Below are 22,828 nucleotides of genomic sequence, written 5' to 3' on the forward strand. Positions count from 1 at the left end.
TTCAGTCCTGCCAGCCGGCGTGCCGAGCGACGGCGTCGTAGGTGGCCTTGAGGTTGCGCAGCTCCGGAAGCTCCGACTGCGGGATCTCCACCTTGAACTCCTTGTCGATGCGGGCCAGGATCTCGATGGCGCGCAGCGAGTCCGCCTGGTATTCCTCGGCGAAGTCCCCGGTGTCGGTCAGCTCGTCGGTCTCGACCTCCAACACCTCGGCGATGATCTCCCGGAGCTGCTCGTACCGCTCGTTGTCACCGGACATGTCGGCCTCCTTGGGCACTGGTGTTAGCGGGGATGGTGCGGTCGGCGCCCGTGCCGGTGCGGCCGGGTGCGGGTTCGGCGACCGCGGCACGGGGGCGGCGGGCGGCGATGAGTGAGCCGACGGTGGCGATGCGCCGCTCGCCGGCCCAGCTCTCGCCCGTGGCGAAGGCGGTGTCGGCGACAACGCGTTCCAGGCGTACGACGTGCCGGACGACGTCGCCCGGGTACGCCCGGCCCTCGACGGTGTAGTCGCGGGCACCCACGAAGAGCAGCACGGCGTCGTCGGTGAGCCGGTGCGACGGGGCGGAGCCGTCCAGCCACAGCAGCGCGGCGCTCTGCCCGAACGATTCGATGAGCAGCGATGCCGGGTAGGCGTAGTCCTCGGCGGTGGCGTCGTCGTCGAGGTGGGCGTAGCAGGGCTCGGTCGCGGTGATCGCCTTGACCGTTTCGATGGCGACCCCGGGTTCCAGACTGGTCACCCGGTCCACCAGCAGCAGCGGGTGACGCTGTGGCAGGGCGGCCCGGATCTCGGCGGCGTTCACGCGCCCGCTCCGGCGTCGAAGACGGCGCGCAGCTGGGCGGTGACCGTGCCGTCGTGCCGCCGGCCGGTGCCGCGTACCGTCCAGCCGGGCTCCGCCGTGGAAGCGGCGCCCGCGGCGGGGGCCGCCGGATCCACGTCGAGGGTGAGCTCCATCTCGTCACCGCCGAGCAGCGCCGCGAGAAACCGGATCGAGGTGACCGCGCGCAGCCGGGGGGCGCCGGGCACGGCCTGGGCCATCGCCTGGCACAGGGTCTCGACCACGAACACGCCCGGGTAGATCGGCTGGCCGGGGAAGTGCCCGGCCAGGTTCGGGTCGCGGGGGTCGACGGCGACCCGGGCGGTGATCGTCCATCCGCCGGCGCGGGGAGCGACCCGGAGCCGGTCGACGGCCGGCAACGGGGCGGCGCAGGGGACGGGGGCAGCGGGCCGCCAGGCCGGCGCCGCGGTCGCGGCGGTCACAGGGTCATCCCCCCGTCCACCTGGAACACCTGGCCGGTGACGTATCCGGCCTGGTCGGCGAGGAGGAAGTCCACCATCGCCGCGACGTCCTCGGGGCGGCCGAACCGGCGCAGGCCGATCATGCCCAGTGCCCGGTCCCGGGCCTTGGCGTCCAGCGCGTCGGTCATGTCGGTCTCGATGAACCCGGGCGCGACCACGTTGACCCGTACGCCGTAGGGGGCGAGCTCCTTGGCCAGCGACCGGCTCAGCCCGATGATGCCCGCCTTGCTGGCCGCGTACGCGGTCTGGCCGGCGTTGCCGTGGATGCCGGCGATGGAGGAGAGGTTGACGATGGCCCCGGCGCGGCGCTTCATGAACCGGAAGGCCATGGCGCGGCAGAAGTTCCAGGTGCCGCCGAGGTTGGTGTCGATGACCGCTTCCCAGTCGGGGCGGCGGGCCAGCACCAGCGGGCTGTCCCGGGTGATGCCGGCGTTGTTGACCAGCCGGCTGATCGGGCCCAGCCGCCGCTCGGCCGCGGCGATGAACGCGTCCACGGCCGCGTCGTCGGCGACGTCGCAGGGGGCGAAGTAGCTGGGCACCCCGGTCGCGGCGACCTGCGCCTCGGTCTTCTCGGCGGCCTCACTCGGGTTGCTGTAGCAGCAGGCGAGGCCGTAGCCCTGCTCGGCGAGCCGGACGGCCACCGCGCGGCCGATACCCCGTGAGGCGCCGGTCACCAGTGCCAGCGGTTGCTCGCTCACACACGCCTCCTTCGCCCGCCGCGCCCCGGCCGGGTGCCCCCGATCGGCGACGGGAACTCGTATCCCGTGCTCCTATGTTGAAGCATCTTCGGCTCGACATCAATAGATGCAGCAGGAGACACGGAAGACACTCGTAGATACTATGCAGACAGCAGCGAAAAGCCTATGACCCGTCGGGGCGCGAGGCGGCCTCCCCCAGCACGTCGCGGCTGTCCGCGCCGGCAGCCGGCGCGCCCCGGCGGATCCGGGTCGGCGTGCGGGAGAACTTCACCGCCGGGCCGGTCAGCGGCGCGGTGGCACCGTTGTGCAGCACCGTCGGCTGGAGCATGTCCCGCTCCCGCACGTGCGGATCGGCCGCGACCTCGGCCAGCGTGCGCACCCGCTCGGCCACCAGGCCCGCGGCGCGGAAGGCCGCCATCACCTCGCCGACCGGGCGGGGCCGGCACCAGGCGGCCACGAGATCGTCGACCGCGCCCCGGTTCTGCCGGCGCTGCGCGCCCCGCCCGTAGCCCGGCGCGCGGGCCAGCTCCGGCCGGCCGATCGTCTCCGCCAGCGCCCGCCAGTGCTTGTCGAGGGCGACGGACAAGTAGATGTCGCCGTCGAGACAGCGGTAGACGTTCGACGGGACCGCGAAATCGGTCTGGTTGCCCCACCGCGCCGGCGGCGCGCCGGCCGCGGCCAGCGTCAACAGGCCGCAGCTGCTGGCGAGCAGGCTGTCGAGCATGGCCACGTCGACGTGCTGCCCCTCGCCGGTGCGGTCGCGGTGCGCCAGGGCGGCCAGGGCGCCGACGGCCGCGTGCAGGCCGGCCAGCTCGTCGGCGAGGAACGTCGGCGCCCGGACCGGGCGGCCCGCCGGTTCACCGTTGAGCGACATCCAGCCGCTCGCGGCCTGCACCACCGGGTCGTATGCCGGCCGGTCGACGTCCGGGCCGTATTGTCCCCAGCCGGTGATGGAGACGACCACGATGTCCGGCCGGACGCGGCGGCAGTCGGCGTAGCCGACGCCCCAGCCGTCCAGCGTGCCGGGCTTGTAGTTCTCCACCACGAGGTCCGCATCGCGCACCAACTCCAGGAACGCGTCCCGGCCGGCGGGGTGCCGCAGGTCCAGCCCCACGCTGCGCTTGTTCCGGTTCACCGTCTCACGGAACCAGGACAGCCCCGTGCCGGGGATCTCCGGCGGCACCTCGCCGTCGCGGCCGTGCGGCAGCTCGACCCGGACCACGTTCGCGCCCATGTCGGCGAGCAGGCTCGTGGCCAACGGGCCGGACCACACCTTGGTCACGTCCAGGACGGACAGGCCGTGCAGGGGGCCGTCCCGGTCGTCGCGGGCCTCCCGGTAGAACTCCTCGCGCCGCACGTCACACCCGGGCCAGGATCGTCGCGGTGCCCAGCGATCCCCCGCAGCACATCGTGACCAGCGCCGTCTGCGAGTCGCGGCGCTCCAGCTCGTGCAGCGCGGTGACGAGCAGCCGGGTGCCGCTGGAGCCGAGCGGATGGCCCAGCGCGATCGCCCCGCCGTTGACGTTGACCCGCTCCAGGTCGGTGTCGTGCTGCTGCGCCCAGTTGAGCACCACGCCCGCGAACGCCTCGTTGACCTCGACCAGGTCGAGGTCGGCCAGGGTCATGCCGGCGCGCTCCAGCGCCCGGCCGGTCGCCGCCACCGGCCCGTCGAGCAGGTAGTACGGATCGGCCCCCGTGACCACCTGGGCGACCAGCCTCGCCCGGGGCCGCAGCCCCAGCGCCCGGGCCCGGGCGCGGGACATCCACAGGATCGCCGCCGCCCCGTCCGACACCTGGGAGGTGGTGCCGGCGGTGTGCACGCCATCGGGCACGTTCGGCGCGAGCTTGGCCAGGCCCTCCATCGTGGTCTCGCGCAGCCCCTCGTCCCGGTCGACCCGGTGGCGCCCGGCGGAGCTGACGTCGTCCGACGCCGGCGCGTCGAGACCGACCACCTCCCGGTCGAAGCGCCCGGCCGCCCAGGCCGCCGCGGCGCGCGCCTGGGAGAGCACCCCGTACGCGTCGGCGTCGGCGCGGGTGATGCCCTGCCGGGCGGCGATCCGCTCGGCGCCGCCGAACTGCGCGCGCGGCGGGTCGTCCCACGGGTAGTCGGCGGTCTTGTAGTGGCCCGGTCCGTTGTAGAGGTTGACGCCGATCGGGACCCGACTCATGGACTCCACCCCGCAGGCGATGCCCACGCTGATCGCGCCGCTGCCGATGAGCGCGGCGACGAGGTGGTTGGCCTGCTGGGCGGAGCCGCACGAGACGTCCACGGTCGTGCAGCCGACCGCCGGATCCCACCCGGTGCTGAGCCACGCGTTGCGGGTGACGTTCAAACTCTGCTCGCCCGCCTGGGTGACACACCCGCCCACCACCTGCTCCACGGCGTCGGGCGCGACGCCCGCGGCGTTGACGACGGCTCTGAGCACATGCCGGAGCAGCTCGACGCCCTTCAGCCCGGCCAGCGCCCCGCCGCGCTTGCCGATGGGGGTGCGGACCGCCGCGACGACGACCGGCTCGCGGTCCTCCGCGATCACCGGTCCTCCAACGTGATGGCAAGCTTCGGACAGGCGTTGGCGGCCTGCGTCACCTCGTTCCACAGCTCCTGCGGCGGGTTCTCTTGCAGCACGTGGAGGAAGTCGTCGTCGCGCACCTCGAAGACCGCCGGCGCGGCGAGCTCGCAGAGGCCGTTGCTGTCGCACCTGTCGAAGTCCACCCGTACCCGCATCGCCGCCATCCCCTCTCGGTCACGGTGCTCGTGTTCCACCGTAGTGGAGTACTCGTATCTGGGAAATACGAGCATCGTCTTTGTGAAGGCTCTTGTGTGTCTTCGGGACCGTCGATACCGTGCGTACGGATACCAGCTGGCCGGCTCCAGCCGGTGATCGGCGTACGGGAGGCTCCGTGGCTGCTCGTAAAGGCTTCACCCCTTGGCCGGCGGAGTTCGCCGACCGCTACCGCAAGGCCGGTTACTGGCGCGGCGAGGTGCTCGGCGACCTGCTCCGCCCCTGGGCCGACTGGGACGCCGAGGCCCGCGATCCCGGGCGCACCGCCGTCGTCACCCGGCATGGTCGGCACACGTACGGCGAACTCGACGCACGCGCCGACGAGCTGGCTGCGGGCCTGATCGAGCTGGGCGTGCGACCCGGCGACGCCGTGGTCGTCCAGTTGCCCAACACCGTCGAGTTCGTGGTGACCTGCGTGGCGCTGTTCCGCGCTGGCGCCCTGCCGGTGCTGGCCCTGCCGGCCCACCGGCGGGCCGAGCTGACCTACCTGGCGCAGTACGTCGGGGCCGTCGCCCTCGTCACCTCCGACCGGGTGCCTGGGGTGGACCACCGCGCGGTGGCGCAGGAGGTTAGCGCCGCCTGCCCCACCCTGCGACACGTGCTCGTGGTCGGGGAACCCGGGCCGTTCCTGGCCTGGTCGGACGTGCGCGCCCCGGCCCGGGAACTGCCCCGGCCCGACCCGCAGGACGTGGCCTTCTTCCTGCTCTCCGGCGGGACGACCGGGCTGCCCAAGCTGATTCCCCGCACCCACGACGACTACGCCTTCCAGCTGCGCGCCACCGCCGAGGCGATGTCGTTCGACCACCGGCACGCCTACCTCGCCGCGGTGCCGGTGGCGCACAACGCCGCCCTGGGCTGCCCGGGCGTGCTCGGGGCGCTAAGGGTGGGCGGCCGAGCGGTACTGTCGTCCAGCCCCAGCCCGGACGAGGCGTTCCCGCTCATGGCTCAGGAGGGGGTCACCCTCACCACCGTCATGCCGGCCGTGCTGTCGCTGTGGGTGGAGACCGCCGGCCTGTTCGACGTTGACCTGTCCGAGCTGGTCATCGAGGTCGGTGGGGCCGTGCTGCACCCCGACCTCGCCCGCGCCGTGCGCCCGGCCCTGGGTGCCACGCTCACCCACTGGTTCGGCATGGCCGAGGGCATGCTCTGCTTCACCCGCCCCGGCGACGGCGACGAGGCCGCGGCGACCACCCAGGGCACCCCGATGTGCGCCGACGACGAACTTCTCGTGGTCGATGCCGATGGCACCGCCGTCCCGCCCGGCGAGGTCGGCGAGCTGCTGGTGCGCGGGCCGTGCGCGCTGCGCGGCTACTACGCCGTACCCGAGCACAACCGGACGGTCTTCACCCCCGACGGCTTTCTCCGCACGGGCGATTTGGCGCGGATCGACGATGCGGGCCGCCTGGTCATCTCCGGCCGGATCAAGGACGTCATCAACCGGGGCGGGGAGAAGGTGATGGCCGACGAGGTCGAGGGGCACCTGCTGGCCCACGACCGGGTCCGGGCGGCGGCCGTCGTCGGAATCCCCGATCAGCGGCTGGGCGAGAAGACCTGCGCGGTCGTCGTCGCCGACGACCCGGCGCCCAGCCTGATGGAGCTGCGCAAGCTGCTGTGGGATCGGGGGCTGGCCGACTACAAGCTGCCGGACCGGCTCGAGATCGTCGAGGCGTTGCCGCTGACCACCGTCGGCAAGGTCGACAAGCGGGCACTGGCCGCCGCGGTCCTCGGCGACCTGAGCGTCACCCGGTAGCGGCGGCGCGGCATGACGGCTTCCCCCGACCGGCGTCGGCGGCCGGTGAGCCTGTGGCTGGACACGCTGCCCGCGCCGCTGCGCGAGCGGCGGCCGGCCCTGTCCGGCGACGTGCGGACGGATGTGGTCGTCGTCGGCGCCGGATTCACCGGCCTGTGGACCGCCTACTACCTGACGGAACTGGTGCCGCAGGCCTCCGTGCTGGTCATCGACGCCGAGCGAGTGGCCTACGGGGCCAGTGGGCGCAACGGCGGCTGGTGCACCACCGAGATGCCCGCCCTGCTGGCCAACCTGGTGCAGCGCTACGGCCCGATGGACGCCATGCGCTTCTACCGTGCGGGCCGGCGCACCCTCGACGAGATCGAGCGGGTCCTCGCCGCCGAGGACATCGACTGCGGGTGGCGGCGCGACGGCTCGCTCTACGTCGCCCGCACCCAACCCCAGGTGGCGCGGCTGCGAAACTGGCAGGACATGCGGCTCAAGCTCGGCATCACCGACATGGCGCTGCTGTCGCCCGCCGAGACCGCCGACCGGGTCGGCGTCGCCGGGGCGCTGCTGTCCGGCTTCACGCCGCACTGCGCGGCCGTGCAACCCGCGGTCATCGCCGCCGGACTGGCGCGGGCCGTCGAGCGGCGCGGGGTGACCATCGTCGAGGGCACTCGCGCGGTCGGGCTGCGGCCGGGCGTCGTGGTCACTGACCGGGGCACGATCCGCGCCCGCAGTGTGCTGTGCACCACGGAGGCGTACACGGGGGGACTTCCCGGGCACGCCCGCCGGGTGCTGCCGGTGATCTCCCGCGTACTGGCCACCGAGCCGCTGCCGGAATGGCGGTGGCGCGAGGCCGGCTGGCGGGACCGGGTCACCGTCGCCGACTCCCGCTACCAGTTCGCCTACTTCCAGCGCACCGCCGACGGCCGCTTGCTGGTGGGCGGCCGGGGGGCCGGCTACCGCGCCGGGTCCCGGCCGGACGCGACCGCCCGCTCCGGCGCCCGGGTCTTCGCCCGGCTGCGCGAGTCCCTGGCGGAGAGCTTCCCCGCCCTGGCCGACGCGCGCGTGAGCCACCAGTGGAGCGGCGCGTACGGGATGCACCGCGACGGCGAGCCCGCCGTGGTGTACGACCGCGACAGCGGCCTCGGCCACGCCGGCGGCTACGGCGGCGAGGGCATCGCACTGAGCAACCTCGCCGGCCGCACGCTGGCTGCCCTGGTGGCCGGGGTGAACCGGCCCGAGACGCGGCTGTTCTGGGCCGGGCACCGGCCACGCCGCTGGGAGCCGGAACCGTTGCGGGTCGTCGGCGTCCGCACGGTCAGCGCGCTGGCCACCGCCGCGGACCGGTACGAGGACCGGCTCCGGCGTACGGCGCCCCTGGCGGCAGCCGTCATGCGAACCGTCCTGTGATCGTCTTCTGCGAGAGGAACCCCGTGGTCAACGACTCCGTACCCCCGCTCAACGGCGGTACCCACATCAACCTGACGGTCCGGGACCTCGACCGCAGCACCGAGTGGTACTGCCGGGCGCTGGGCTTCACCGTCGTCCGCGACGCCCGGCCGGCCGAATCGGGGTTCACGTTCCGGACGCTACTGCACTCCCGCGCCCTGACCTCCATCGTCCTCGGACAGGCCGAACGGCCGGTCGAGGAGCCGTTCGACGAGCACCGGGTGGGGCTGCACCACCTTGCCTTCCACGTTCCCGAGCGGGAGGACCTGCACACCTGGGTGGCGCACCTGGACTCCGTGGGCGTCAGCCACGGCGGGGTGCAGGAGCTGTTCCTGGAGGCCGGGCACGGCGTGTGGCTGCGCGACCCGGACAACATCTGGCTGGAGCTGTACTGGCTCAACGCCGACTACTTCATGCGGCAGATGCGGAAGCACCACCGGGCCCGGCGGGCCGAGCGCGTCGGCGGGCAGCCGTGACGCTCCCCGACGCCGTTGCCCGGCCCCGGATCGCCGCGGTCGACCTGGCCTGCGCCGACGATCCCTATCCGGAGTACGAGCGGCTGCGTGCGCAGGGCCCGGTCGTGCGGGGCGAGTTCGGACAGTGGCTGGTGGTCGACCACGCCGCGGTCAGCGCCCTGCTGCGGGACGGCCGGCTGGCCAGCCATTTCCCCCGGGAGTTCATCCGGCTGACCCTGGGCGACGGGCCCGCGGCCGAGTTTCCCTCCCGCATCGTCCTCACCCAGGACCCGCCGGAGCACACCCGCGCCCGCCGGTTTCTCGGGCAGGCGTTCGGCCTGCCCCGGGTGCGGGCGATGACCCCGGCGGTGACCGCGCTCGTCGCGGACCTGCTCGCCCCGGCCCGCGACGCCGGCCGCCTCGACCTCGTCGCGGAGCTGGCCGTGCCGCTGCCGGTCACGGTGATCTGCCGGCTGATCGGCATCCCTGACGCCGACCGGGCGGAGGTGCTGCCCCGGGTGATCGACCTGGCCCGGGTGTTCGACGCGGCGAACCTCCAGCCCGACGAGCGCGGCGGCGTCGACGCCGCCGTCGCCTGGCTGCGCGAGTACGTCACCGACCTGCTGCGGGACGCCCCCGCCGGCGACGCCACCCTGGCCGGCATGCTCGCGGCGGCTCCGGCCGAGGAACGCGGGGACGTCGCCGGGATCGTCGACAACCTGCTGTTCCTGTTCCACGCCGGGTTCGAGACGACCATGGGGCTGGTCTCCAACGGATGCATGGCGCTGCTGGAGCATCCCGACCAACTGGACCGGCTGCGCCGGGACCCCACGCTGGTCCGGTCGGCCGTCGACGAGTTCCTCCGGTTCGACTCGCCGATCCAGAACGCGATCCGGGTGGCCCGGGAGGCCGTCGAGATCGGCGGGCACAAGATCAGGGCGGGCCGGTCGGTGATGCTGCTGCTCGGCGCGGCCAACCGCGACCCGGCGGTCTTCGACCGGCCGGCCGAGCTGGACCTGTCCCGGGCCCCGAACCCGCACCTGGGCTTCGGCGGCGGCCTGCACCACTGCCTGGGCACCGCGCTGGCCCGGCTGATGGGCGAGCTGACGTTCACCGCGCTCGCGACGCGGTTCCGCGACCTCGCCGCCGACGGCGACGCCCGCCGCCGCCAGCACGGGAGCCTGCGCTCCTTCGAGCGCCTTCCGCTGGCCGTCCGCCCCGCGTGACGCCGCCACCCGCCCACCCCGCGACAGCCGTTCCTGCCCGCGACAGCCGTTAAGGAGAAACCCGTATGGCGCAGTTGTCCACAGAGATGTACTGGCACTCCACGCAACCGACCGACGTCGGCCCGCCGCTGGACGGGGATGCCTCCTGCGACGTGTGCATCGTCGGCGCGGGCTACACCGGCCTGTGGGCAGCCCACTTCCTCAAGCAGGCCGACCCGGGCATCTCGGTGCGGGTGGTGGAGGCGGAGTTCGCCGGTAGCGGCGCGTCCGGGATGAACGCTGGGTTCGTGCAGATGACCGCCGGCAAGGTGCTGCGCCGGATGCTCTGGTACTACGGGGCGGAGAAGGCAGGTGGGGTCTACCGGGCGGTCGCCCGGTCGATCCTGGAGATCGGCCGATTCTGCCGGCAGAACGGCATCGACGCCCAGTACGAGAACACCGGCATCCTCCAGGTCGCCACGGACACCAAGCAGCTCGCGCGACTGGAGCTGCAGATCAAGCGGGCTCAGCGGGCCGGGGTGACATCGTTCCGCCTGCTCGACCGGGCGCAGGCGCAGGAGCGGATCGGCTCGCCGACCGTCGTCGGGGCGCTGAAGGTCAGCGGCGCGCTGCTCAACCCGTACCGGCTGGTGCGCGGGCTCGCCCGGGTGGTGCAGGAACAGGGTGTGGTGCTGCACGAGCAGACCCCGGCGCAGACGATCCGGAAGGTCGACGGAAAGTGGCAGATCAGCACCCCGCACGGCACGATCACCGCGGACGAGGTGGTCGTGGCGACAGAGGCCATGCAGGGCGCGTTCCCCGAGCTGTACCCGCGCCAGATGCCGGTGTGGAACTACCTGCTGGTCACCGAGCCGCTGACGGAGGAGCAGTTGGGCCGGGTGGCCTGGCCGGGGCGCGAGGGGGTGGCGAACTCGCTGTCGTTCTCCACGGCGGCCCGACTGACGGCCGACAACCGGGTGCTCTGGGCGGGCGGCCTGTGGTACATGTTCGCCAACCGGGACACCGATCCCCGCCACCGCCGCAACGACGAGGCGTTCGACAAGCTGGGCGAGTCGTTCCGCGAGTTCTTCCCCCAGTGGCGGGACGTCCGGTTCAGCCACGGCAACGGCGGGCTCATCAGCTGGAGCCACAGCTTCATCCCGCAGTTCGGCCGAACCGACTCGGGCATGGTCTACGGGCACGGGTACACCGGCAGCGGGATCGCTGCGAGCCACACCGGCGGCAAGATCCTGCGCGACCTCGTGCTGGGCCGCAAGACCGAGTTCACCGAGCTGGCGTTCGTGACGGTCAACCAGCCCAAGTTCCTGCCCGCCCCGTTCGGTGACAAGGGCGGCGAGTTCTTCATCTGGCGGCAACGGGTCGGCGACCGGCTGCCGCTGCTGCTGCCGTACCGGGCGGCGCTGGCACCCAACCGGTTCTTTGCCCGCCGTACGGCGAGCCCCGGCCGGACCGTCGCGGAACGCGGCAGCGACTGACCCGCGACCGGCGACCGAGGCCCGCCCGGCGACGGCGCCCGCGTGCGGTGGGACCGCACCCGGGCGCCATCGCGAGCCGCTCTGGCCGGCGCCGGTCAGCCGGCGGCCGGCGTGGTCACGGCGCGGTGCAGGGTACGGCTCTCCCCCACCGCCAGGTCCCACAGGTCCTCGGCGGCCCGCCCGCTGGCCTGCCACGCCTGCCTGGCCTGCTCCAGCGGAGCCAACGGCGCCTCGGCGGAGAGCGCGAAGGTCCCCCAGTGCATGGTGGCCATCCGTCGGGCGCCCAGGTCGCCACAGGCGCGCACGGCCTCGGGTGGGCTCATGTGCAGCGGCTTCATAAACCAGCGGGGCAGGTAGGCGCCGACCGGCATCAGGGCGAGGTCGACCGGGCCGTGGCGGCGCCCGATCTCGGCGAAGTACGGCCCGTAGGCGGAGTCCCCGGCGAAGAAGACACGCAGGGGTCCGACCCCGGTGGTGGGGCCGGCACCGGCGTCGGCGGCCGGGTCCACCGGGTCGGCGCCGGCCCGGGCGGCGGGGCCGGCGTCGGCCGCCAGCATCCAGCCGCCCCACAGGCTCTGGCAGCCGTCGAAGAGCGTCCGGCGGCTCCAGTGGTGCACCGGGACGAACTGGAACTCCACCGCGCCGAGGCGGGCGCTCTCCCACCAGTCCAGCTCCACCACGGAGGTGAACCCCAGCCGGCGGAACCACCAGCCGAGGCCGCCGGGCACGAGCATCAGCACGCGGCGCGGCAGCCGGCGGATGGTGGGCGCGTCGAGATGGTCGAAGTGGTTGTGACTGATGACGACGGCGTCCACCGGGGGCAGGGCCTCCCAGCGCAGGCCGGGCGGAGTGAACCGCGGCCGCACCCCGGGGATGCGGCGCGACCACACCGGGTCGGTGAGCACCACGAGCCCGCCGATCTGGAGCACGAATGAGGCGTGGCCGACCCAGGTCGCCACCACCTCGCCCGCGCCGGCGGGCGGCAGTCGGTCGGCGGTGGGGTGGACGGGAATCCGGTCGACCTGGCTGAGGTCGGGCCGCATCCCGCCCTCGGTGATCAGCTTGCGGACCGCCCGGGAGTCGGGCACCGGATGGGTCAGCCGGTCGGCGAAGCTGGTCGGCCAGCTGCGCCCACCACGCTTCTTGGCAAGCATCCTGTCAAAGACGCGATAAACACTCCGCGGATACCTCATGCCCTACCCCGATGTTTTCGTCGGAAAGATTGAGTCTGGCGGCCTGTTACGCACATAGCTACGTCCGATTGACCGTATGCCGAGCGTGGTATTTGCGCTAGCGTGTCGTGCATGTCGGCGACCACAGACACCGACAGGCCACGTATGTCCTGTCTGGACGAATTACCTCGAGAGTTGTTCATCGGAGGCAAGTGGTCGCCCGCGAACGACGGTCGTCTGCTGACGTCCGTATGTCCGTCCACGGGAGAGACACTTGCGACGGTCGCCCACGCCCATGCCACGGACGTGGCCCGGGCCGTCGCCGCGGCGCGCGCCGCCGGCCAGCCCGGATCCCGGTGGCACCGGATGTCCCCAGCCGCCCGGGCCCGGCTGCTGCACCGGGTCGGCGACCTGATCCTCGCGCACGCCGACCGGCTGGCTCTGCTGGACTGCCTCGACAACGGCAAGCCGCTGCGGGTGGCCCGGGCGGGCGACGTCCCGGCCGCCGCCGCGGTGTTCCACTACATGGCCGGCTGGCCCGGCCGGCTGAACGGCGAGAACGCTTCGCTCTACACCGCCAGCCCGGAGCGGCATGTCGCCCTGACCATGCCCGAGCCGGTGGGTGTGGTGGCGGCCATCATCCCGTGGAACTTCCCGCTCTACATGGCCGCGGCGAAGGTGGCGCCCGCCCTGGCAGCGGGCTGCACCGTGGTGCTGAAGCCAGCCGAGCAGACGCCGCTGTCCGCGCTGCTGCTCGGACAGCTGGTGCGCGAGGCGGGCGTGCCGGCGGGCGTGCTGAACGTCGTCACCGGCGACGGTGACACCGGCGCAGCGCTCGCCGCGCAGCCGGGCGTCGACAAGGTCACGTTCACCGGGTCGACGGAGGTCGGGCGCAGCATCGTCCAGGCCGCGGCCGCCGACTTCCGCCGGGTGACCCTGGAGCTGGGCGGCAAGTCGCCGAGCATCGTGTTCGCCGACGTCGACCTGGCTCGGGCGATGGACGGCGCGGCCCATGCGATCTTCTACAACCAGGGCGAGACCTGCGTGGCGGGGTCCCGGCTGTACGTGCAGCGGCCGGTGTTCGACGAGGTCGTCGCGGGGATCCGGGAGCGGGCCGCGGCGATCAGGCTCGGCGACGGCCTGGACCAGGACACGGACATGGGGCCGTTGATATCCGCGGAGCACCGGGCGAGGGTGCTGTCGTACCTGCGCTCGGCGCGCGACGGCGGCGCGCGGGTCACCGGCGGCCAGGCGCCGGACTCGCCGGGCTTCTTCTGCACCCCGGCGGTGGTGACCGGGGCCGACCCGCAGGCGCCGGTGGCCCGCGAGGAGGTCTTCGGCCCGGTGCTGGTGGCGCAGGCCTTCGACACTGTGGAGGAGGCAGTGGCGCTGGCCAACGGCAGCCCGTACGGGCTGGCCGCCGGCGTCTTCACCCGCGACCTGGGGCTGGCGCACCAGGTCGGCCGCCGGCTGCGGGCCGGCACCGTGTGGGTCAACAGTTGGCACGTTCTCGATCCGGCACTGCCCTTCGGCGGAATGCGGGAATCGGGCTGGGGACGTGAAATGGGCAGGGCGGGCGTTGACGCCTTTCTGGAGACAAAGACACTGATCAATGACCTGGGCACCCGCCCATGGGGGGCGGTACCTGCTCCGAGGTGAGCACCGGCCGCATTCGGCGGCCGGGCACGTCATGGGGAGGCATCGTGACAAATGAACAGCAGATGGTCGACATCTGGGAGAACATCTTCGGCCGCCAGGTGCGCCCGGATACCGACTTCTTCGACGACCTCGAAGGCGACTCGATGGCGGCGGCGGCCATCGTGCACTGGGTGAACATCGTCTTCGGCGTACAACTGCCGATGATCGAGGTTTTCGACCGGCCCACCCCGGCGGAACTGACCGAGGCGGTGCACCAACTGCGGGCCGCCGCCGCGCGATAGCCCCCGCCGCTCGCCTCCCTGCGCCCTCTTGCCCGGTCGCCGGGCATCGCCGGTCGACCACATTCCACGGGACCGTCCGGAGCACATCTCCGGTCAGATTATTTGTACCACCTTGTCCACAATCGACCATCCTGGGGGGAACGTAATGGACATCACGGGACCGGAGCACCACCCATCGTCAGCCATCGTCCCACCGGCCCCGCGGTCGGCAGCGTCCCGCGCGGACGCCTCGGGCACCCGCTCGGCGCCCATGAGCGACCTGCAGTACGCGTACCTGCTCGGCGAGCTGGGCGACTTCCAGCTCGGCGGCCCCGCCCTGTTCTACGAGGAGTACGCCTGCCAGGAGCTGGATGTCCGCTCGTTCAGCGCGGCCCTGCACCAGCTCATGCGCCGGCACGAGATGCTCCGGGCGTCCTTCGACGAGACGGGCCTGCTGCACGTCCAGGACGAGCTTCCCGTACCGCTGATCTACCGGTCGCTACGCGGCCAGCCGGAGCATGTGTGGCGACGGATCCTCACCCGCAATCGGGAGCGCTGTTACGACGAGGGGCCACCGCGCGACGGGCACGCCCCGTTCGAGGTCTTCGTCTTCGCCCTGGACACCCACGTTGTGGTGCAGGTGTGCGCGCGGCTGCTGGCCATCGACGGATTCTCGGGCGAGATCTTCGCCCAGGAGCTGCGGGCGCTGCTGAACGGCGAGTCGCTGCCCCCGCTGCGGTACACCTTCCGGGAGTACCGCAGCGAGTTCGAGGGGCGCAAGGACAGCGACGAGCACGAGCGGGCCCGCCGCTACTGGCTCAACCGGCTGGACAGCCTGCCCGCGGCGCCGGAGCTGCCCCGCCGCCGGATGACCGGCGACCCCAGCCCCCGCCTCGTGCGCCGGGTCTTCAAGCTCACCCCCGAACAGTGGACCAGCCTGGCCGCGCGCATCAGGAAGAGTCGACTCACGGGCACCATGGTGCTCGGCGCGGCGTTCTGTGAGGTGCTGCGGCACTGGTCGAAAAACCCCGACTTCACCATCAACATCATGTACGGCGACCGGCTGCCGTTTCACCCGGACGCCGACAAGATCATCGGCAACTTCAGCAGCACCCTGCTGATGGAGTGCCGCCAGGGCGGCGCGGGCGACACCTTCCTCGACCGGGCCCGCGCCTGGCGCCGGCAACTGCTTCAGGACATGGAACACTCCTCCTTCAGCGGGGTCTCCGTCATCCGGCAGCTCAACCAGCGGCAGGGCAACGCCCGCAACGCGCTGATGCCGGTGGTGTTCACCAGCATGCTCGGCGTCGGGGAGGCGGACACCGGGGTCTTCCTGGAACACCTCGGCTGGCAGCGGCTGGAGGGCAAGGTCCGCACGCCGCAGGTCGCGTTGGACCACCAGGTGTTCGTGGCCGGCAACGCTCTGGTCACCACCTGGGACAGCGCGGACGACCTCTACCCGGCGGGCATGATCGACGACATGTTCGCCGCGTACCGGTCCCTGCTGATCCGGCTGGCCACCGAGGACGAGGCGTGGGGGACGGAATCGTTCGATCTCACCCCGGCGGCCCAGCTCAAGATCCGCGAGCAGGTCAACGACACGGCGGCGCCGGCCCGGGTGGTCACCATGCACGAGCTCTTCGAGGAGCAGGCCGAGCGACAGCCGGACCGGCTCGCGGTGATCGCCGGCGGCCGGGAGATCACCTACGCGCAGCTGCGCGACCAGGCCAGCGCCGTCGCGGCGGAACTCGTCGCCGCCGGGGTACGGCCCGGCGAGGTGGTCGGTGTGCAGGCGCTGCGCGGTGCGCACCAGATCATCGCGTTGATCGGGGTTCTGATGGCCGGGGCCGCGTACGTGCCGGTCTCGCCGCGGTGGCCGCGCCGACGCCGGGAGCAGGTGGCCGAGATCTGCGGACTACGGGTGCTGCTGGCCGACCGCAGCGTCCAGGGCGAGGAGCCGTACCCGGGAGCGCGGACCGTCGACATCGCCACCGCCATCGCCTGCCAGGACGGCGCGGCGCGGCCGGCGGTGGACGTCGACCCGGAGTCGCTGGCGTACGTAATCTTCACGTCCGGCACCTCCGGCACGCCGAAGGGGGTGATGATCTCGCACGGCAGCGTCGTCAACACGCTGGTCGACATCAACGAGCGGTTCGGCCTCGGCCCCCGCGACCGGGTGCTCGCCGTCTCCGACTACACATTCGACCTGTCGGTGTGGGACGTGTTCGGGATGCTGGCCGCGGGCGGGGCGGTGGTCGTGCCGACACCCGGGCAGGAACGGGAGGTCACCCACCTCTACGAGTTGTGCCTGGCCGCCGGGGTCACGGTGTGGAACAGCGTCCCGGCCTACTTGGCGATGTTCGTTGAGTTCGTACGCACGAGCGGCCGGCACTCGCTCACCGAGCTGCGGCTGGCCATGGTCAGCGGCGACTGGGTGCCGATCAACCTCGGCGCGGAGCTGGCGGAGATCGCGCCGCACGCCGCGTGCGTGAGCCTCGGGGGCGCGACGGAGGCGTCGATCTGGTCCAACTACCACCCGGTGCCGGTGCGGGTGCCCCCGCACTGGATTTCGATCCCGTACGGCCATCCGCTACGCAACCAGCGCTTCCAGGTGCTCGACGCCCGCCTGATGGACCGCCCCGACTGGGTGCCGGGCGAGTTGTTCATCGGCGGGCGTGGCCTCGCCCTGGGCTACCTGGGCGACGGGGACCTGACCGCCGCGTCGTTCCTCGTGCACCCCCGGCGGCAGGAACGGATCTACCGCACGGGCGACTGGGCCCGCTACTGGCCCGACGGCACGCTGGAGTTCCTGGGCCGGGAGGACCCACAGGTCAAGGTCAACGGCTTCCGGGTGGAACTCGGCGAGATCGAGGCGGCGCTGCTGGCTCATCCGGCGGTCGCTGACGCCGCCGTGGTCACCCGTACCGACGGACGGGCCGTGTCGCTGGTCGCCTTCGTGGCCTCGCAGACCCCGGCCGAGCAGCTGGTCGCGCAGCTGAAGGCCCACCTTGAGGCCCGGTTGCCGGACTACATGGTGCCGCGCAGCATCGACGTGCGGCTTCGGCTGCCGCTGACCGCCAACGGCAAGGTCGACCGGCGGCAGCTGGCCGAGCGGGCCGCCGCCGTGGGGGCCGCCCGGCAGGTCGGCGACGACGCGCCCCGCACCGCCACCGAGCGGGCCCTGGCCGCGCTGTGGCAGGAGCTGTTGGACGTGCCGGAGGTCGGCCGCGCCGTCGACTTCTTCGCCTACGGCGGCAGTTCGCTGCTCGCGGCGCGCCTGATGAACCGCATCGAGCAGCAGTTGGGGCGGCGGCTGCCGCTGGCCACGCTGTACACCTCGGGCACCGTCGGGGAGCTCGCCGCCCTGCTCGACGCCGCAGGCGGCACCGGGCCGGCGCGCAGCCTGGTCCCGCTGGCCGACAACGGGCACCGCCCGCTGATCCTGGTGCACCCGGTCGGCGGCGACCTGCTGTGTTACCGCCCGCTGGTGGCCGAGCTGGCGCAGCGGCACCGGGTGCTCGGCCTGTCCGCGCCGTCCCCGGCGCAGCCGGGCGTGACCATCGAGGAGTTGGCCACCCGCTACCTGGCGGAACTCGCGCCGGTCATCGCGAACGAGCCACCGGACCGGACGGTCCGGCTGGCCGGCTGGTCGCTGGGCGGCGTGGTGGCGTACGAGATGGCCCGGCGGCTGCGGTGGCAGGGACGGAATTGTGCGGTGGTGCTCATCGACCCCTGGGTCGGCTGCGGCACCGGCCGCCCGGTCGACGACGCCACCCTCGTGCAGGCGTTCCTGCACAACCTGGCTGGCGCGCCGGTGGAGGTGCCGAGCGACCCGTGCGCCACGGACACTGTCCAGGAGACGCTACGCCGGACGTGGGCGGCGCCGCCGCCGCAGCTCAAGGAGCTGAAGTCGGTGACGTACGCCGAGCTGCACGACATGTACCGGGTTTTCGAGGCCAACACCCGGGCGCTGCTGCGGTACTCGTTCGTCGCCGAGCAGGGTCTGGAGCTGGACGTGGTGGAGGCGGCGCGGGGGCTGACCGGGCCGGCGGCGGGCTACCTGTCGCCACTGCGGCACGCCGCGGCGGCGCTGCAGGCCCGCTTCCACGTGCTGGAGGGCGACCACTTCACGGTGGTGAACCGCGATCAGGCGCAGGCCGTGGCCCAGCTGGTCGACCGGATGCCGTAGGCCGGACGCGCGCAGGCCCGCGACGCCGGTCGTGCGCGTCGCGAGCCCAGCCCCGGGGCGGCGCCCGGCGACGCCGCCCCGGGGTGTCAGGCGACGCCGCCGGAGGTGACGAACGCCGTGTGCAGGGCATCGCGGATGCCCGGGCGGGAGCCGAAGACCAGCAGGAAGGTCGCCTCCCGCACCAGGCGCTGGGCGTGCTGATCGAGCAGAACCGCGCGGCTGCCGGCGGCCACGGCGAGGTTCGCGCTGGCCCGCAGCGCCAGCTCCGAGGCGGCAGCCCGGGCCGCGGGCATGGTGTCCGGGTCGGCGGCGTCGAGGCGGTCCCGGACGGCGTCGAGCTGCTGGCGCAGCCGCGGCTCATCGGCCAGCTCGATCGCCCGGTCGGCCACCCCGAGCGCGAGGGAACCGTTGAACCGCAGCGTCGCCGGGTCGCGTTGCCGCCACGCCTCGAGCGGCATCTGGTTGGCGACGCGGTCGGCGGGCACGAAGTGGTTGTCGAAGGTGACCGTCACCGTGCTGCTGGCGTTCACCGCCGACATCCGCAACGGCTCGACGGCCAGCGTGCCACTCGTCGCGGCGTCGACCAGGGCGAAGACCAGCGTGTCGTCGGGCAGCCGGGCGGCCACGTAGATCGTGTCGATCAGGCCCCAGCCGCTCACCCACGGCGCGGCGCCGGAGAACAGGAACCCGCCGTCGGCCGGCGTCGCCACCAGCGCTGACGGACCGGGCCGCACCGCCGCGCCGATCGCCAGTCCCGCCCGGCGCCGCCCCGTGGCCAGCGGCTCCAGCCAGGCCGCACGAAGCTGGGCGTTGCCGGTGTTGGCCGCCGCCATCACCGCGTTGTGGTGCTGGGCCCAGACGAACGTGGTGGTGAGGCAGCCGCTGGCGAGCGTCTCGATGACGCGGCACACCGCTGGGAAGCTCGGCAGGTCGAGGCGGTTGAACTCCGGGGGCGCGGCCAGTCCGTAAAAGCCCTGCTCGGCGAGCAGGTCCAGGTGGGAGATCGGGACGCGGTCGGCGCCGTCGACCGCAAGCGCGGCGGGGAAGAGCGCCTCGTCGGCGATCTCGCGCGCCTGCCGCAGGCTCGTGGACTCGTCGATGGAGACAGTCACAGCAGTGCCCTCCGTTCATGGGGCCCTGGGGGGCCGGTGGTGCGGGCCCACGGGCCCGGTGGCGCGTCGGCCGCCGCGGTGGCTGGCCCGCCAGCCACCGGAACTCGCCTTCACTAGTATCCTCGTGCGTCTGCGGAAGACGAGCCAATACCCGTTATGATGCTAGGACATCTCCCCTGACAGATCACGCACCGGAGGGCGCCGTGGCAGGAGAACCTTCGTTCATCGAGTTCGCAGTTCCGGTCCCCGAACGCACCCGGGAGTTCTACGAGGCGCTGTTCGGCTGGAAGTTCACGATGCTCACCCACGGGTCGTACATCGAGATGCCGGGCGCGGCCCCGGGCCTGGAGGCCGGCTCCCACCCGGACACCGACCCCCCGCACATCATCGTCTACTTCGGGGTGGACGACCTGGCCAAGGCCGTCGAGCGGGTCAAGGAGCTGGGCGGCGAGGTGGGCCCGCTGCGGCCGCCGAGCCCGCAGTACGGCGCTTTCGCCGAGTGCCGCGACAACCAGGGCGTGGCCTTCGGCCTGCGGGAGCTGCCCAAGGCCGGGTGACCGGCCGTCCGGATGCGACGGGGGTGGTCGGCGGCGCGCCGGCCGCCCGCCGGCCCCGATGCACCGCCGTGGCACGCATCGGCGCCTCAGGAAGGCGTGCCCGGCAGGCGGCCCGGGTCCGTCACCACCGCCGCGGCCAGCTCCACGTAGTCCTTGACGAGCTGCCGCGCCCAGTCCGGAGTGAACCGGTCGCGGTCGCACATGACGACGGCGGTGAGCGCGTCGCCCTGGGGTACGACGACGAACTCCAGCGCGAACCGGCTGCGCTCCAGCTGCGCTTCGAGGTCGTCCAGCTCGTCGCCGCTCATGTCGGCCCTCGGCACGAACGACCCGAGCAGCTGGAACATGACGTCGTCGGTACGGCCCTCCCCCGTGACCGTTCCGGGCGGCAGCAGCTGCGCCGGCAGCTCCTGGTGGCGCAGGCCCTCCATCACCACGTTGCGCACCTGCCGGAGCAGGTCGGTGAACGGCTCGGCGGCGACCACCCGGCCCCGCAGCAGCACCATGGACACGAAGAAGCCGACCGTGTCGCGGACCTCCGGCCGGCTGCGGTTGGCGAACAGCGACGCGACCGTCAGGTCCGACTGGCCGGTGGCCCGGTGCAGCACCAGGTAGAACAGGGAGAGCATCACCGGGAAGAGGGTGGTGCGTTGCTTGCGGGCGAGCTGGTGCAGCCCTTGCGCCACGTGCGGGTCGATGGTCAGCTCCACCGACACCCAGGCCGGCTCGCCGGGGCCCCGGGGGACCTCGGCGCGCTCCGGCAGGCGCACCAGCCGCGCCCCGTCGAGCTGCCCGCGCCAGTGGCCGAACAGGGCTCCCGAATCCGGCCCGGAGATCAGCTCCCGCTGCCATGCCGCCCACGTGGCGTACTGCCATCCGACCTCCGGCAGCTCCTCGCCGTGGTAGAGCGCGCGGACGTCGCGCGACAGCAGCGCGTTGGACCAGTCGTCGCTGACGTAGTGGTGCATGGTCAGCACGAAGATGTGGTGCTCGGGGCCGACGGTGATCAGCGTGGGCCGGGTGGACCACACGCCGATGTCCACGGCGGTGGTCAGCTCGGCGGCGATGTGCTCGCGGGCGGCCCGCCGGGGATCGGCGTGCCCGGACACGTCCACGCGAAGCAGCTCGACCGGGCGCGGCGGATTGATCACCTGGACGAGCTGGCGCCGCCGAGCGACGAACGTCGTCCGCAGCGACTCGTGCCGCTCGTGCAGCCGGTCCACGACGCGGCGCAGGGCGGCGATGTCGCAGTCCCCGCGCAGGTGCCACACCACCTGCTCGTTGAGTGAGTTCTGCTGCCCTCGATAGTGGTCCATCAGCCACAGGAGGCGTTGACCCACCGAAGCCGGATCCTCTCGCATGCCGGCGACGCTACCGCAGCAAGCGCGTGGTTACGAGTGTCCGGCAGATACTTCAACAGTCTCCGCAAACACTCCTTGACACGAGTTTCGGGGAGCCCGAATAATCGGCGGCGGACGCGGGTGGTGCACGCCGTACCGGTCCGCCGGGAGGCCCCTATGACAGCCGTTCGCGCGCCACGGGTCAGCTTCGACGTCTCGGACCCGCGGCTGCTGGCCGACCCGTTCCCGACGTACGAGCGGCTGCGCCGCACCGGTGCCGTGCTGAGCAACGGGCCAGGGCAGTGGGTGGTCCCCGGCTACCGCGAGGTGGCCGCCCTGCTCAGGGACCAGCGGCTGACCAAGACCCTGCCGGAGCAGTACTACCGCTTCACCGTCGGGGACCCGGACCTGAGCGGCTTCTTGTCCGGTCAGAACCTCGGCCAACGCAACCGGCTCGCCAGCCGGGTCCTGGTCAGCTCGTTCAGCCCCGGCCTGGTCCGGCGGCTCGGCGAACGCATGACCTCCCTCGTGGACGACCTGCTCGAACCCGTGCTGGCGACCGGCCGGATGGACCTGGTCGCCGACCTTGCGCTGCCCTTCCCACTGATGGTCATCTGCGATCTGCTCGGGGTGCCGGCGGCCGACCGGGCCCTGCTGTGGCCGCACGCGGCACAACTGGTCCGGGCCTTCAGCGACGTGGCGTTCCGCAGCGACCGCGACGTCGGCGAGGCGGTTCGCTCGCTGCGCTGGCTGCGCGCGTACCTCGGCGACCTCGTCGAGGACGGCCCCGGCGGCGACAACCTGCTGACCCGGATGGCCATGACCGAGTCGGACGGGCAGCGGCTGCGCCGCGAGGAGATCGTCGACAACGCCATCACGGTCTTCTACGCCGGCTTCGAGACGTCGATGGGCATGATCTCCAACGGCATGGTCGCCCTGCTGGAGCACCGCGACCAGCTTGCCCGGCTACGGGCGGGCGCCGCCAGCACCGCCACCGCGGTCGAGGAGATGCTGCGTTACGAGGCGCCGATCCAGGTGACCATGCGTAGCCCGGTGGAGCCGGTGGAGGTCGCCGGCCGAACGGTCCGCCCCGGCCGGGTCCTCTACCTGCTGGTCGGGTCGGCCAACCGGGACCCGGAGCAGTTCGGCGAGCCGGACCGCTTCGATGTCGGCCGCCGGCCCAACCAGCACCTCAGCTTCGGGGCCGGCGTCTACCACTGCCTGGGCGCCGCGCTGGCCCGCGCCGAGGGCGTCGCCGTGTTCGACCGGCTGCTGCGCCGCACCAGCGCCATCGAGTTCGACGGCGAGCCGGTACGCCGGCCCCGCTTCAACTTCCGCACGTACGACCACGTGCCGCTCACGGTGCGCGCGGCGTGACGGTGACCAGCACGAGGCGCCCGCACCCGGCCGCCAGGAAGCGA

The 22,828-nt window shown here is 72.8% G+C and carries 20 protein-coding genes; 10 read left to right on the plus strand and 10 right to left on the minus strand.

The features are described from left to right. Nucleotide 1: 1 nt before the first annotated feature. From ABZ783_RS23550 to ABZ783_RS23580, 7 genes are all read right to left on the minus strand, one after another. Nucleotides 2–256: an acyl carrier protein gene (locus ABZ783_RS23550; RefSeq protein ID WP_357441751.1), complete on the minus strand. Its 255-nt coding sequence runs from the start codon at nucleotides 254–256 to the stop codon at nucleotides 2–4. Continuing rightward, complete coding sequence (locus ABZ783_RS23555) at nucleotides 246–797, minus strand: beta-hydroxyacyl-ACP dehydratase (RefSeq protein WP_357441753.1); 552 nt, start codon at nucleotides 795–797, stop codon at nucleotides 246–248. Before ABZ783_RS23555 ends, ABZ783_RS23550 begins: the two co-directional genes overlap by 11 nt. Further along, the gene (locus ABZ783_RS23560) at nucleotides 794–1,255 is read right to left on the minus strand and encodes a hypothetical protein (protein WP_357441756.1); all 462 of its coding nucleotides are present in this window, start codon (nucleotides 1,253–1,255) and stop codon (nucleotides 794–796) included. The genes ABZ783_RS23555 and ABZ783_RS23560 overlap by 4 nt, the downstream gene beginning before the upstream one ends. Beyond that, nucleotides 1,252–1,992 (minus strand): 3-oxoacyl-ACP reductase FabG, encoded by a 741-nt coding sequence (gene fabG / locus ABZ783_RS23565; protein WP_357441758.1) that lies wholly within the window; start codon nucleotides 1,990–1,992, stop codon nucleotides 1,252–1,254. The genes ABZ783_RS23560 and fabG overlap by 4 nt, the downstream gene beginning before the upstream one ends. Before the next feature lie 163 nt (nucleotides 1,993–2,155). Further along, nucleotides 2,156–3,349: a CoA transferase gene (locus ABZ783_RS23570; RefSeq protein ID WP_357441760.1), complete on the minus strand. Its 1,194-nt coding sequence runs from the start codon at nucleotides 3,347–3,349 to the stop codon at nucleotides 2,156–2,158. 1 nt (nucleotide 3,350) lies between these two features. Continuing rightward, a complete protein-coding gene (locus ABZ783_RS23575; protein WP_357441762.1) occupies nucleotides 3,351–4,526 on the minus strand; it encodes a steroid 3-ketoacyl-CoA thiolase in 1,176 nt (391 codons plus the stop codon). Next, a complete protein-coding gene (locus ABZ783_RS23580) occupies nucleotides 4,523–4,756 on the minus strand; it encodes a ferredoxin (protein ID WP_357441764.1) in 234 nt (77 codons plus the stop codon). The genes ABZ783_RS23575 and ABZ783_RS23580 overlap by 4 nt, the downstream gene beginning before the upstream one ends. 137 nt (nucleotides 4,757–4,893) lie before the next feature. On the opposite strand from ABZ783_RS23580, the gene ABZ783_RS23585 reads away from it, so the two are divergent. The 5 genes from ABZ783_RS23585 to ABZ783_RS23605 all read left to right on the plus strand — a co-directional run bounded on the left by ABZ783_RS23585 (nucleotide 4,894) and on the right by ABZ783_RS23605 (nucleotide 11,118). After that, on the plus strand, nucleotides 4,894–6,525 hold the full coding sequence (locus ABZ783_RS23585; protein ID WP_357441766.1) for an AMP-binding protein: 1,632 nt from the start codon (nucleotides 4,894–4,896) through the stop codon (nucleotides 6,523–6,525). 12 nt (nucleotides 6,526–6,537) lie between these two features. Further along, a complete protein-coding gene (locus ABZ783_RS23590) occupies nucleotides 6,538–7,923 on the plus strand; it encodes an FAD-dependent oxidoreductase (RefSeq protein ID WP_357441768.1) in 1,386 nt (461 codons plus the stop codon). Nucleotides 7,924–7,946: 23 nt separating this feature from the next. Further along, a complete protein-coding gene (locus ABZ783_RS23595) occupies nucleotides 7,947–8,438 on the plus strand; it encodes a VOC family protein (protein WP_357441769.1) in 492 nt (163 codons plus the stop codon). After that, nucleotides 8,435–9,643, plus strand: coding sequence for a cytochrome P450 (locus ABZ783_RS23600; RefSeq protein ID WP_357441772.1), 1,209 nt, complete (start codon nucleotides 8,435–8,437; stop codon nucleotides 9,641–9,643). Before ABZ783_RS23595 ends, ABZ783_RS23600 begins: the two co-directional genes overlap by 4 nt. Nucleotides 9,644–9,708: 65 nt before the next feature. Continuing rightward, nucleotides 9,709–11,118 (plus strand): FAD-dependent oxidoreductase, encoded by a 1,410-nt coding sequence (locus ABZ783_RS23605; RefSeq protein WP_357441774.1) that lies wholly within the window; start codon nucleotides 9,709–9,711, stop codon nucleotides 11,116–11,118. Nucleotides 11,119–11,213: 95 nt separating this feature from the next. On the opposite strand, the gene ABZ783_RS23610 is transcribed toward ABZ783_RS23605, so the two are convergent. Further along, complete coding sequence (locus tag ABZ783_RS23610; protein ID WP_357441776.1) at nucleotides 11,214–12,272, minus strand: MBL fold metallo-hydrolase; 1,059 nt, start codon at nucleotides 12,270–12,272, stop codon at nucleotides 11,214–11,216. A gap of 183 nt (nucleotides 12,273–12,455) precedes the next feature. On the opposite strand from ABZ783_RS23610, the gene ABZ783_RS23615 reads away from it, so the two are divergent. The 3 genes from ABZ783_RS23615 to ABZ783_RS23625 all read left to right on the plus strand — a co-directional run bounded on the left by ABZ783_RS23615 (nucleotide 12,456) and on the right by ABZ783_RS23625 (nucleotide 18,398). Further along, nucleotides 12,456–13,949 (plus strand): aldehyde dehydrogenase family protein, encoded by a 1,494-nt coding sequence (locus tag ABZ783_RS23615; RefSeq protein ID WP_357441840.1) that lies wholly within the window; start codon nucleotides 12,456–12,458, stop codon nucleotides 13,947–13,949. Nucleotides 13,950–13,993: 44 nt separating this feature from the next. Beyond that, the gene (locus tag ABZ783_RS23620; protein ID WP_073834367.1) at nucleotides 13,994–14,230 is read left to right on the plus strand and encodes an acyl carrier protein; all 237 of its coding nucleotides are present in this window, start codon (nucleotides 13,994–13,996) and stop codon (nucleotides 14,228–14,230) included. 250 nt (nucleotides 14,231–14,480) lie between these two features. Then, nucleotides 14,481–18,398: an amino acid adenylation domain-containing protein gene (locus ABZ783_RS23625; RefSeq protein WP_357441778.1), complete on the plus strand. Its 3,918-nt coding sequence runs from the start codon at nucleotides 14,481–14,483 to the stop codon at nucleotides 18,396–18,398. An 86-nt stretch (nucleotides 18,399–18,484) separates the two neighbouring features. On the opposite strand, the gene ABZ783_RS23630 is transcribed toward ABZ783_RS23625, so the two are convergent. Continuing rightward, nucleotides 18,485–19,510 (minus strand): acyl-CoA dehydrogenase family protein, encoded by a 1,026-nt coding sequence (locus tag ABZ783_RS23630; RefSeq protein WP_357441780.1) that lies wholly within the window; start codon nucleotides 19,508–19,510, stop codon nucleotides 18,485–18,487. 203 nt (nucleotides 19,511–19,713) lie between these two features. Here ABZ783_RS23630 and ABZ783_RS23635 point away from each other — a divergent pair, with 203 nt between their 5' ends. Next, nucleotides 19,714–20,067, plus strand: a complete 354-nt coding sequence (locus ABZ783_RS23635) for a VOC family protein (RefSeq protein ID WP_073834315.1) — start codon at nucleotides 19,714–19,716, stop codon at nucleotides 20,065–20,067. Nucleotides 20,068–20,153: 86 nt separating this feature from the next. Here ABZ783_RS23635 and ABZ783_RS23640 read toward each other — a convergent pair whose 3' ends face one another. Continuing rightward, the gene (locus ABZ783_RS23640) at nucleotides 20,154–21,428 is read right to left on the minus strand and encodes a condensation domain-containing protein (RefSeq protein WP_357441781.1); all 1,275 of its coding nucleotides are present in this window, start codon (nucleotides 21,426–21,428) and stop codon (nucleotides 20,154–20,156) included. A gap of 156 nt (nucleotides 21,429–21,584) precedes the next feature. Between ABZ783_RS23640 and ABZ783_RS23645 the strand changes: the two genes are divergently transcribed. Next, nucleotides 21,585–22,784 (plus strand): cytochrome P450, encoded by a 1,200-nt coding sequence (locus tag ABZ783_RS23645; protein WP_357441783.1) that lies wholly within the window; start codon nucleotides 21,585–21,587, stop codon nucleotides 22,782–22,784. The last annotated feature ends 44 nt before the right edge of the window (nucleotides 22,785–22,828 follow it).

Origin of the sequence: Micromonospora sp. NPDC047738, from assembly GCF_040642675.1 — a bacterium.
Taxonomy (GTDB): Bacteria; Actinomycetota; Actinomycetes; order Mycobacteriales; family Micromonosporaceae; genus Micromonospora.

What these genes read in the sequence shown, in the direction of transcription:
- ABZ783_RS23550 (WP_357441751.1), bottom strand. Translation starts at nt 256, where the DNA reads ATGTCCGGTGACAACGAGCGGTACGAGCAGCTCCGGGAGATCATCGCC.
- ABZ783_RS23590 (WP_357441768.1), top strand. Translation starts at nt 6,538, where the DNA reads ATGACGGCTTCCCCCGACCGGCGTCGGCGGCCGGTGAGCCTGTGGCTG.
- ABZ783_RS23605 (WP_357441774.1), top strand. Translation starts at nt 9,709, where the DNA reads ATGGCGCAGTTGTCCACAGAGATGTACTGGCACTCCACGCAACCGACC.
- ABZ783_RS23610 (WP_357441776.1), bottom strand. Translation starts at nt 12,272, where the DNA reads ATGCTTGCCAAGAAGCGTGGTGGGCGCAGCTGGCCGACCAGCTTCGCC.
- ABZ783_RS23615 (WP_357441840.1), top strand. Translation starts at nt 12,456, where the DNA reads ATGTCCTGTCTGGACGAATTACCTCGAGAGTTGTTCATCGGAGGCAAG.
- ABZ783_RS23625 (WP_357441778.1), top strand. Translation starts at nt 14,481, where the DNA reads ATGAGCGACCTGCAGTACGCGTACCTGCTCGGCGAGCTGGGCGACTTC.
- ABZ783_RS23640 (WP_357441781.1), bottom strand. Translation starts at nt 21,428, where the DNA reads ATGCGAGAGGATCCGGCTTCGGTGGGTCAACGCCTCCTGTGGCTGATG.
- ABZ783_RS23645 (WP_357441783.1), top strand. Translation starts at nt 21,585, where the DNA reads ATGACAGCCGTTCGCGCGCCACGGGTCAGCTTCGACGTCTCGGACCCG.